This is a genomic window from Solicola gregarius (genome assembly GCF_025790165.1).
Taxonomy (GTDB): Bacteria; Actinomycetota; Actinomycetes; order Propionibacteriales; family Nocardioidaceae; genus Solicola; species Solicola gregarius.
In genome coordinates, this window is sequence record NZ_CP094970.1 from 4565416 (window position 1) to 4576663 (window position 11248).

Sequence of the window (11248 nt, forward strand, 5' to 3'; positions counted from 1 at the left end):
GGCTTCTCCTCCCAATGCATAGGATGCAGCGGTGACATCTTGGCAGGCAGGTCCGACGCGCGACATCATGCGGGTCGGCCCATTCCGCGGAGTCACCTATGCCGAGCGTGCCGGAGCCCTTGCCGACCTCACGTTCACGCCGCCGACCTCGTGGTCGAGCCTGCCGGCGGACCTGCTCGGCACGATCGACCAACATCACATCCTGCACCTGCTGGCCCCGGCGTTCGCGGGTCAGCCGGAGGAGGGCGCAGAACGAGCGCGTACGACCCTCACCGACTGGCTCGCGGACGGCGTCCTGCGTGCCGATGACGAGCCGGCAATGTACGTGTACTCCCAACCCGGCGACGGTGCGGACGTACTCGCGGTGATCGCGGTCGTCGATCTGCTGCCCGGCGGAGACGGACCGTTCCTCGACCATGAGGAGGTCATCGCCTCCCATGTCGATACCCAGGAGACGCTCGAGCGCACGACCCGTGCACAGGTCGAGCCGATCCTGGCGCTGCATCGCGACGCGCCGTCGCTGCTCGGCGTGCTGACAGACGTGACGGTCCGGCCGCCGGACCTGACGATCCCGGAGCCGACGGGCGGCGCTCATCGGCTGTGGCGGGTCGTCGAACCCGCCACCCAGGCGCGCATCGTCCGGGCGATACCCGACGAACCCGCGCTCATCGCCGACGGACATCACCGACATGCCGCGTGGTCACGGCTCGCGGAACGGTCGAGGTCGGGGCCGGCCGGCCGGGCCCTCGCGCTGCTCTCGGATGCTCGGCAGCCGGGGATCCGCCTCGGTGCGATCCACCGCGTCCTCTCGGGTCTCGAGCTGGACCGGGTCATCGGTTCACCGGCAGTGCGGTGCGTGGCGCTGGCGGGTCGATCCGACGCCCTCGCGTACCTCGACGACGGACCGACGGCGGGATGCGTGCTGCACTCTGGCGGCGAGTTCTACGCCGTCACACCGGCCCTGCCGAACGCCGCCTGCGCGGCACCGGAGCTTGCCGTCTGCCACCTGCACAGCGGCTGGCTCGCGCGCTGGGACGTGCCCGAGGGCGACGTCGGTTACGTACACGGGCTCGACGAGGCGATCGCGCTGACGGCGACCGCGGGGGTCGCCGTCCTCCTGCCAGCGCCGAGTATCGACGCTGTCATCGCGGCGGCCCACGACCAGCGTCCACTCCCGCGCAAGGCGACGTCATTCGGCCCGAAGCCGCTGATCGGCACCGTGTTCCGGACGTGGGACGACTCATGACGCCCGCTCGACGGTGCGACATGCGGACAGCTCGATCTCGATCCTGCTGACCGGAGCACCCGCGACTCGCCTGAAGCGACGGCGCAGCTCACCTTCGATCACCACGACGTCGTCGGGCCCGAGCCGGGCAAGCGCACGCTGCAGCCGCGTCGTCCAGGCGACACACTCGAACGCGTCCACGGTGATCCGACTTCGGCGACGGGCGCGCTTGCTTCGTCGCACGATGACTCGCATCGTGCTGAGCGTGTCACCGCTCGGGAGCGTACGTTCGACCGGCTCACGAGCCACGCGGCCACAGAGCCGGACGGCGTTCTCGTAGGGGATATCTGCTGGTTCCATCGGGCCTCCTCACCTTGAGGATGCCGCCCCGACGACGCACCTGTTCGCTACGCCGAAGAGGCTGTGGAAAACGCCCTGAACCACGCTCAGCTGTGGAGGGTTTCGAGCCTTTCCTCCGCGTCGGTCGCACGATTTCCGTCGACCGCGACGGTCCGGTGGAACCACTCGATCGCCTCTTGGGTCCTACCGAGCTCCAGGAGCACGTCCGCGTAGGCGTACCGGAGCCGCGCGACCCATGGGTCGCGCGAGGACGAGTGCAGGGACTCCCGTTCCAGCGCTCGCGCGGCGGCCTCCGCTTGGCCGAGGTCGCGGCGGGCGCCCGCGACCACGATGGCCAGTTCGGCGACGCCGGCCGGATCCAGCTTCTCGCGCGCCTGTGGCGAGTCGAGCTCCAGCGCGCGTTCCGGGCGCCCGAGCGCGCGCTCGCAGTCCGCGAGCATCGGCAGGTAGTCGACGTGGCCGTTCATCCGACGCGCGGCACGCAGATCCCGCAGCGCCTCCGCGTACTCACCCGCCGCGTACGCCGTCTCGCCACACGCCTCCCGAACGACCGCGATCCGGGACGCCTTCTCCCGAGCGGCGAGTGCGTGCCGGTACGCCAGCGCCGGGTCCTCCTCGATCAGCAGGCCCGCCATCGCCAGGTGCCGGGCCACCAGATCGGCCGTACGCTCCGGCAGGCTCTGCAGCGAGCGCCGCACGTGCCGATCCACGGAACGGGCCGTCACCTCATCGGGAATCTCGGGGGTGTCCACGGGGCAATCCTTCCACGAAAGCACGCGCACCCTCCACGAGGGCACACAAAAAAGCAGTGGGGCCGCCCGAAGGCGGCCCCACTGTCAAAGTAATGTCCGGCGACGTCCTACTCTCCCACACAGTCTCCCGTGCAGTACCATCGGCGCTGAAGGGCTTAACTTCCGGGTTCGGAATGTAACCGGGTGTTTCCCCTTCGCCATGGTCGCCGAAACTCTATGGAGATATCCCGACCATATCTCAGGAACCTCACAGTGGACGCGCAAAAATCTAGTGTAAACAAGCCCTCGGCCTATTAGTACCGGTCGGCTACGTGCATTACTGCCTTCGACCTCCGGCCTATCAACCCAGTGGTCTGCTGGGGGCCTTACCTGGTAAACCAGTGGGAAACCTCATCTTGAAACGTGCTTCCCGCTTAGATGCTTTCAGCGGTTATCACTTCCGAACGTAGCTAACCAGCGGTGCTCTTGGCAGAACAACTGGCACACCAGAGGTTCGTCCATCCCGGTCCTCTCGTACTAGGGACAGCCTTTCTCAAGTTTCCTACGCGCGCGGCGGATAGGGACCGAACTGTCTCACGACGTTCTAAACCCAGCTCGCGTGCCGCTTTAATGGGCGAACAGCCCAACCCTTGGGACCTACTCCGGCCCCAGGATGCGACGAGCCGACATCGAGGTGCCAAACCATCCCGTCGATATGGACTCTTGGGGAAGATCAGCCTGTTATCCCCGGGGTACCTTTTATCCGTTGAGCGACGCCGCTTCCACTTGCCGGCGCCGGGTCACTAGTCCCGACTTTCGTCCCTGCTCGAGATGTCTCTCTCACAGTCAAGCTCCCTTGTGCACTTACACTCGAAACCTGATTGCCAACCAGGCTGAGGGAACCTTTGGGCGCCTCCGTTACACTTTAGGAGGCAACCGCCCCAGTTAAACTACCCACCAGGCACTGTCCCTGATCCGGATAACGGACCTAGGTTAGATATCTAGTACAATCAGAGTGGTATTTCAACGTTGACTCCACACGAACTGGCGTCCATGCTTCGCAGTCTCCCACCTATCCTACACAAATTGAACCAAACACCAATACCAAGTTGTAGTAAAGGTCCCGGGGTCTTTCCGTCCTGCCGCGCGTAACGAGCATCTTTACTCGTATTGCAATTTCGCCGAGTCCATGGTTGAGACAGCGCCCAAGTCGTTACGCCATTCGTGCAGGTCGGAACTTACCCGACAAGGAATTTCGCTACCTTAGGATGGTTATAGTTACCACCGCCGTTTACTGGCGCTTAAGTTCTGTGCTTCGCTGTTGCCAGCTAACACGTCCCCTTAACGTTCCAGCACCGGGCAGGCGTCAGTCCGTATACATCGAATTTCTTCTTCGCACGGACCTGTGTTTTTAATAAACAGTCGCTTGGGCCTGGTCTCTGCGGCCATCATCGCTTCCGGGAGCAAGTCCCATCACGAATCCGGCCCCCCTTCTCCCGAAGTTACGGGGGCATTTTGCCGAGTTCCTTAACCATGGTTCACTCGATCACCTTAGTATTCTCTACCTGACCACCTGAGTCGGTTTAGGGTACGGGCGGCTCTGAAACTCGCTAGAGGCTTTTCTCGGCAACATAGGATCACTCACTTCGTCTAATACGACTCGGCGTCGGTTCTCAGGCGCATGAGCCGCGGATTTACCTACGACTCGCCCTACAACCTTGCCCGTGCTCTACCATCGGCACGGTTGAGTTACCTTCTTGCGTCACCCCATCGCTTGCCTACTACCAGTTCGGGTCGTGCGCTCCTCCGCCTCGCTCCGAAGAGCTCCGCGGATTTGGGCACTTAGCATCACTGGGTTCAGCATGGTCGCGTCAGCGCCGGTACGGGAATATCAACCCGTTGTCCATCGACTACGCCTGTCGGCCTCGCCTTAGGTCCCGACTTACCCAGGGAAGATTAGCTTGACCCTGGAACCCTTGGTCATTCGGTGGAAGAGTTTCTCACTCTTCTTTCGCTACTCATGCCTGCATTCTCACTCGTGTAGCGTCCACGGCTAGGTCACCCTGCCGCTTCACTCGCCACACGACGCTCCCCTACCCGTCCACGCACCTGGACCACGAAGGCCTAGTTCACGCGTAGACGCCATGGCTTCGGCGGATTGCTTGAGCCCCGCTAAATTGTCGGCGCGGAGTTACTTGACCAGTGAGCTATTACGCACTCTTTCAAGGGTGGCTGCTTCTAAGCCAACCTCCTGGTTGTCTGTGCGACTCCACATCCTTTTCCACTTAGCAATCGCTTAGGGGCCTTAGCCGATGGTCTGGGCTGTTTCCCTCTCGACTACGGAGCTTATCCCCCGCAGTCTCACTGCCGCGCTTGACTTTCCGGCATTCGGAGTTTGGTTGACTTCAGTAAGCTGGTGAGCCCCCTAGGCCATCCAGTGCTCTACCTCCGGAAAGGAACACGCGACGCTGCACCTAAATGCATTTCGGGGAGAACCAGCTATCACGGAGTTTGATTGGCCTTTCACCCCTATCCACAGGTCATCCCCCAGGTTTTTAACCCTGGTGGGTTCGGTCCTTCACGCGGTCTTACCCGCGCTTCAACCTGCCCATGGATAGATCACTCCGCTTCGGGTCTAGGACATGCGACTCAATCGCCCTGTTCGGACTCGCTTTCGCTACGGCTTCCCCTCATGGGTTAACCTCGCCACATATCACTAACTCGCAGGCTCATTCTTCAAAAGGCACGCTGTCACGATTCACAAGGAACCGCTCCAACGGATTGTAAGCACATGGTTTCAGGTACTATTTCACTCCCCTCCCGGGGTACTTTTCACCTTTCCCTCACGGTACTAGTCCGCTATCGGTCATCGAGGAGTATTTAGGCTTAACGGGTGGTCCCGCCAGATTCACACGAAATTTCAGGGGTTCCGTGTTACTCGGGGTATCACATAAGAGCCGTATGCTTACGTCTACGGGGGTATCACCCGCTACGCCGGGACTTTCCAGTCCGCTTCGACTTCACATACGGTTTATGACTCTTCGGTGATTCGGCAGAATCACCAATGTGGCCCCACAACCCCGCGCAGGCAACGCCTGCCGGCTATCACACCTGCGCGGTTTAGCCTGTTCCGATTTCGCTCGCCACTACTATCGGAATCACTTTTGTTTTCTCTTCCTGTGGGTACTGAGATGTTTCACTTCCCCACGTTCCCTCCGTGCATCCTATGTGTTCAGATGACGGTAACTGGACATGACTCCAGCTGGGTTTCCCCATTCGGAAATCCCCGGATCACAGCTCGGTTGCCAACTTCCCGGGGCTTATCGCAGGCTCCTACGTCCTTCTTCGGCTCTCGATGCCTAGGCATCCACCATGTGCTCTTAGTAGCTTGTTGTTACTACTAGATGCTCGCGTCCACTGTGAAGTTCTCAAGATACGGGCGGTCCCACACGCATGCCACGCAGAGTCTGCGTGGTGATGTGTGGTCCAGAGGGAGTTTTACTGCCTGATCCCTCAGGACCCAACAGTGTGCCTGGCTCGAACCGGACGTCGCAGTGGAGGTTCCTGCCCTTGCGGGTGTACTAACCACGGCTCCGTTCGACCGAGCCAAATAATCGACGTTCCACTAGTGAGCTGCGCCGCACCAGGACATTCGCCTGGTAAACGGTGCCGTGGACGATTCGACTCGAGGTCGATCGCCAGTTGCTCCTTAGAAAGGAGGTGATCCAGCCGCACCTTCCGGTACGGCTACCTTGTTACGACTTCGTCCCAATCGCCAGCCCCACCTTCGACGGCTCCCTCCACAAGGGTTGGGCCACCGGCTTCGGGTGTTGCCGACTTTCATGACGTGACGGGCGGTGTGTACAAGGCCCGGGAACGTATTCACCGCAGCGTTGCTGATCTGCGATTACTAGCGACTCCGACTTCATGGGGTCGAGTTGCAGACCCCAATCCGAACTGAGACCGGCTTTTTGGGATTCGCTCCACCTTGCGGATTCGCAGCCCATTGTACCGGCCATTGTAGCATGCTTGAAGCCCTGGACATAAGGGGCATGATGACTTGACCTCATCCCCACCTTCCTCCGAGTTGACCCCGGCAGTCTCCTATGAGTCCCCACCATTACGTGCTGGCAACATAGGACGAGGGTTGCGCTCGTTGCGGGACTTAACCCAACATCTCACGACACGAGCTGACGACAGCCATGCACCACCTGTATAGGGCCCTTACGGACCTCATATCTCTATGAGTTTTCCCTATATGTCAAACCCAGGTAAGGTTCTTCGCGTTGCATCGAATTAATCAGCATGCTCCGCCGCTTGTGCGGGCCCCCGTCAATTCCTTTGAGTTTTAGCCTTGCGGCCGTACTCCCCAGGCGGGGCGCTTAATGCGTTAGCTGCGGCACGGAACTCGTGGAAATGAGCCCCACACCTAGCGCCCAACGTTTACGGCATGGACTACCAGGGTATCTAATCCTGTTCGCTCCCCATGCTTTCGCTCCTCAGCGTCAGAATAGGCCCAGAGAACCGCCTTCGCCACCGGTGTTCCTCCTGATATCTGCGCATTCCACCGCTACACCAGGAATTCCGTTCTCCCCTGCCTACCTCTAGTCTGCCCGTATCGGAAGCACGAACAGGGTTAAGCCCTGAGTTTTCACTTCCGACGTGACAAACCGCCTACGAGCCCTTTACGCCCAATAATTCCGGACAACGCTCGCACCCTACGTATTACCGCGGCTGCTGGCACGTAGTTGGCCGGTGCTTCTTCTGCAGGTACCGTCACTTTCGCTTCGTCCCTGCTGAAAGAGGTTTACAACCCGAAGGCCGTCATCCCTCACGCGGCGTTGCTGGATCAGGCTTTCGCCCATTGTCCAATATTCCCCACTGCTGCCTCCCGTAGGAGTCTGGGCCGTGTCTCAGTCCCAGTGTGGCCGGTCACCCTCTCAGGCCGGCTACCCGTCGTCGCCTTGGTGAGCCATTACCTCACCAACAAGCTGATAGGCCGCGAGCTCATCCTTCACCGCCGGAGCTTTCAACCACCGAAGATGCCATCGGTGGTGGTATCCGGTATTAGCCCCAGTTTCCCGGGGTTATCCCAATGTGAAGGGCAGATTGCTCACGTGTTACTCACCCGTTCGCCGCTCGTGTACTCCCGAAGGAGCCTTACCGCTCGACTTGCATGTGTTAAGCACGCCGCCAGCGTTCGTCCTGAGCCAGGATCAAACTCTCCGTTGAAGACTTGCCATCACCGCCGAAGCGATGACGAAAATCTACGGTTTGTTGATGCCTGACAAATTACTTGCTGACAAATAATTTTGTCTGGAATCGATCCATCGATCATTGAGCCGAAGCTCGCCGATCGACGGGGTATAACTGACTAAATCGTCGACTTTTGGCACACTGTTGAGTTCTCAAGGATCAGACGCACACCTTCGCGTAGACCTTGCGGTCATCCGCTCCGGGGCAACTCGTCTAACTTACCGGATCGCCCTGACCCGGTCAAATCCGGGGCTGGCTGCTCCGTCCCCGCCCATGAGGCAGCGACCGCGACGACTCCGAGTCGTAACTCGAAGGCCTCGGTCGAGGCTTCCTTTGGGGGGAGTCACCCGAGCCGGCCACCCGACCTTCCGGCCTTGTGTCCCGCCGCTCTCGGCGACAGACAGAACATTACGCACACGTGCACAGGGGGTCAAATCGGGGTCCCCTTGACCCGTCGGAACACCGCGTTTTCGCAGGTCAGCGCGTTGCGCTGTTTGCACGGCACGGTTTCGTGAGTGGTGCGGCCACCTGCTGCCACCGCTCAGTGCGCCTCTACTCCGGCGACGGATCGCTTCCCCTTGCGCAGTACTCCGTACCGCTCATGGAGCAGGCCGGCCTTTGCGAGTGGCAGATCGGGATCGGTCACTCGTTCGTTGTTCACGTACGCGCCGCCGTCGCGGACTGCGCGGCGCCCTGCCGAGAGGCTCTCGACGAGCTCGGTCCGGACAAGCGCATCGAGCACGGTGTCGTCGGCCGCCATCGGGACGAGACCGGCTTCGCTCAGAGCGGCCCGCAGTGTCGACTCCGGAAGGGCGGCGAGCTCGCCTCGCCCGAACAATGCGGCCGAGGCCTGCTCCGCGGCGTCGGTCTCGGCGTCGCCGTGCACGATGCGCGTCACCTCGGATGCGAGTCGTCGCTGTGCCGCCCGGGCGCCGGGCCGCTCGCTGTGCTCGGTCATCAGGGCATCGACCTCGTCGACGCCGAGAAACGTGAACTGCTTGAGGTACTCGCCCACCTTCACGTCCTCCGCCTGGATCCACGACTGGTAGAACGCGTACGGCGAGGTCAGCTCCGGGTCGATCCAGACAGTGCCGGACTCGGTCTTGCCGAACTTCGTGCCATCGGCCTTCGTGATCAACGGAGTTGCCATCGCGTGCACCCGGTCGCCATCGGCCCGACGGACCAGCTCGACGCCGGCGGTGATGTTGCCCCACTGATCGCTACCTCCGGTCTGCAGTACGCAGCCGTACCGACGATGGAGCTCGAGGTAGTCCAACGACTGCAGTAGTACGTAGCTGAACTCGGTGTAGCTGATGCCCGACTCGACACGAGTGCTGACCACCTGGCGGTCGAGCATCCGGTTCACCGGGAAGTGCTTGCCGACATCGCGCAGGAAGTCGAGTACGTTGATCTCCTGGGTCCAGTCGAGGTTGTTCACCACCGTCGCCGCGTGCTCACCGTCGAGGTCGACGTAGCGCGACACCTGGTCGCGGATGCGTTGCACCCACTCGGCGACGACCTCCTTCGGGTTCATCACGCGCTCGCCGGTCTCCTTCGGATCGCCGATGAGGCCCGTGGAGCCACCGACGAGGATCAGCGGACGGTGTCCGGCGAGCTGAAGGCGCCGCGCGGTCAACAACTGCAGCAGATTGCCGATGTGGAGGCTGGGCGCCGACGGGTCGAAGCCCACATAGAACGCGATCGACCCGCCCGACAGCTCGGTACGAAGCGCGTCACGCTCCGTCGAGTGCGCGATCAGCCCGCGCGCGTCGAGATCGTCGAGTACGTGTGTCACGTGCGTCTCCTCCGGAGTCGTCTGGTATCCACCCGATTGTCCCCTACGCCGGCGCACGCGGGCTGCGGCGGTACGCCGAGACGGACGGCTCGCCATCGAGCCAGAACCGCCACGGCACGTCCGCCGCGAGGCGTACGCCGACCCGGTGCCCCGTCCCAACTCGCGCCGAGTCGACGGTCGCGCCCGGACGGAGGCGTACGGGACCATCCCCGATGAGGTCCGCGCCGTATTGCTCACTACTGAGTCCGAGCGCCTGAGCGAGACAGCCGGGTCCGCGGGCGAGTGCGCGCTCGGCGACGCGCGGCCCGCGGCGCTCGCGGGCGAGATCGTGGCCCTCGACGACCCGGCCGGCACGCAAGAGGACGGCACTCGCACGCCCGTCGACGCCGGTGACGACGTTGCAGCACCAGTGGATGCCGTACGAGCGATAGGTGTAGAGATGGCCCGCGACCCCGAACATCACCGCGTTGCGACCGGTCGGGCCGCGATACGCATGCGAGGCGGGGTCCGCCTCGCCGAGGTAGGCCTCCACCTCCGTCAGCACGATCGCGACCGTGCCGTCCTGGGTCGTATGGCGGAGCGTCCACCCGAGCAGGTCGGGTGCGACCTCGTCGGCAGGTCGCGTCAGCCGCTCACGTACCTGCGCCTCACTCATCACGAACCAGAGTCTCCCGCAGCCGCCGACACCGTCGCGAGCACGGGCCGAGTCGACCGGTCGTGGCGTCCCTCGTCGCAACCGGGAATCGTCGTGGATAGACTCGTGCTCGGCCACGCCCGCGACCTAATGGACGCCGCACTGTGACGCACAAAGCCTTTCTCCACGTAGGCCCACCGAAGACGGGAACCACGTACCTGCAGAGCCTTCTGCACCGCAACCGGCAAGTGCTCCGGGGTCGGGGTCTGCTCGTCGTGCGGCGTACGAAACAGCACTACGACGCCGCGAGCGAGATCACGCAACGCAAGGCTGCACGCGCCTCCAAGGTGCCCACCGGCGTGTGGGCGTCACTGGTCAAGGACGCGCTCCACTTCGAGGGTGACGCGGTGCTGTCCCACGAGCGCTACTCGCTTGCGACGACAGAGCAGAACGAGCGCATCCGCGACGACCTCGCCGGACGCGAGCTGCACGTCATCTTCACGCTGCGCGACCTCACCGGCGTCGTCTCCGCCGACTGGCAGGAGTCGGTGAAGAACGGCTCTGCCGGTACCTGGCCGGCGTTCTGCAAGTCGGTCGTCGACGACGATGCCCGGCTGCTGCGCAAACGTACGCGCGCATTGCGCAGCCTGCGGTCGTGGGCGAAGGTCCTGCCACCCGAGCAGATCCACGTCGTGACGGTGCCGCCGTCCGGCTCACCGCGGGAGCTGCTGTGGGAGCGCTTCTGCTCGGTCCTCGGTGTCGACCCCGAAGGTACGTCGACGACACAGCCGCGGGGCAACCAGTCGATGGGTCAGGTCGAGGTCGAGCTGCTTCGCAGGGTGAACGAGCTGCCGGAGTCGGAGCTGTCCGTGCACGACCGCCGGCCCGAGCTCAAGCACTTCCTGGCAGAAGAGGCCCTGAACCAGCGCTCCGGAAAGACCCGGGTGTCGATCGACCGCGCGACGTTCGACACGGCGCGCCGCGAGTCGCGTGCCATCGCCCGGCAGGTCAGCAAGCTCGGCTTCGACGTGGTCGGCGACCTCGATGACCTCACCAGTGCGAAGTTCAAGGAACCACCGCCGGATGCGAACGAGGTCGCCGACGCCGAGCTCCTCGACGCGGCGATCGACGCGATCGCAGCGCTTGCACGGCGGTCGGCCCGACGCGGTCGCAAGATCGCCCAGCTGGAGGCCGCCGCGAAGGACGAGGGTCTGATCCAGAAGGTTGCGCGCAAGGCGAAGTCGTAG

Annotated in this window: 6 protein-coding genes and 3 rRNA genes; 2 read left to right on the plus strand and 7 right to left on the minus strand. The window is 62.8% G+C overall.

Translation table 11 applies throughout. The features are described 5' to 3' along the window. Positions 1–31 precede the first annotated feature (31 nt). Entirely contained in the window at positions 32–1246 is a 1215-nt protein-coding gene (locus tag L0C25_RS22270) for a DUF1015 family protein (RefSeq protein ID WP_271633989.1), read from the plus strand. Here L0C25_RS22270 and L0C25_RS22275 read toward each other — a convergent pair. The 7 genes from L0C25_RS22275 to L0C25_RS22305 all read right to left on the minus strand — a co-directional run bounded on the left by L0C25_RS22275 (position 1241) and on the right by L0C25_RS22305 (position 10022). Further along, positions 1241–1585, minus strand: a complete 345-nt coding sequence (locus tag L0C25_RS22275; RefSeq protein ID WP_271633990.1) for a single-stranded DNA-binding protein — start codon at positions 1583–1585, stop codon at positions 1241–1243. The genes L0C25_RS22270 and L0C25_RS22275 overlap by 6 nt on opposite strands. 86 nt (positions 1586–1671) lie before the next feature. Then, entirely contained in the window at positions 1672–2337 is a 666-nt protein-coding gene (locus L0C25_RS22280; protein ID WP_271633992.1) for a tetratricopeptide repeat protein, read from the minus strand. Between the two features lie 94 nt (positions 2338–2431). Next, a 5S ribosomal RNA gene (gene rrf / locus L0C25_RS22285) occupies positions 2432–2548 on the minus strand. A 62-nt stretch (positions 2549–2610) separates the two neighbouring features. After that, positions 2611–5710, minus strand: a 23S ribosomal RNA gene (locus L0C25_RS22290). A 319-nt stretch (positions 5711–6029) separates the two neighbouring features. After that, positions 6030–7548: ribosomal RNA gene (locus tag L0C25_RS22295) — 16S ribosomal RNA — on the minus strand. The 16S, 23S and 5S rRNA genes sit together here, the layout of an rRNA operon. A gap of 565 nt (positions 7549–8113) precedes the next feature. Beyond that, positions 8114–9367, minus strand: coding sequence for a tyrosine--tRNA ligase (gene tyrS, locus L0C25_RS22300; RefSeq protein ID WP_271633993.1), 1254 nt, complete (start codon positions 9365–9367; stop codon positions 8114–8116). Between the two features lie 43 nt (positions 9368–9410). Further along, complete coding sequence (locus L0C25_RS22305; protein ID WP_271633994.1) at positions 9411–10022, minus strand: DNA-3-methyladenine glycosylase; 612 nt, start codon at positions 10020–10022, stop codon at positions 9411–9413. A gap of 143 nt (positions 10023–10165) precedes the next feature. Between L0C25_RS22305 and L0C25_RS22310 the strand changes: the two genes are divergently transcribed. Next, positions 10166–11248 carry a hypothetical protein gene (locus L0C25_RS22310; RefSeq protein WP_271633995.1) on the plus strand — a complete coding sequence of 361 codons (1083 nt, stop codon included), beginning with the start codon at positions 10166–10168 and terminating at the stop codon, positions 11246–11248.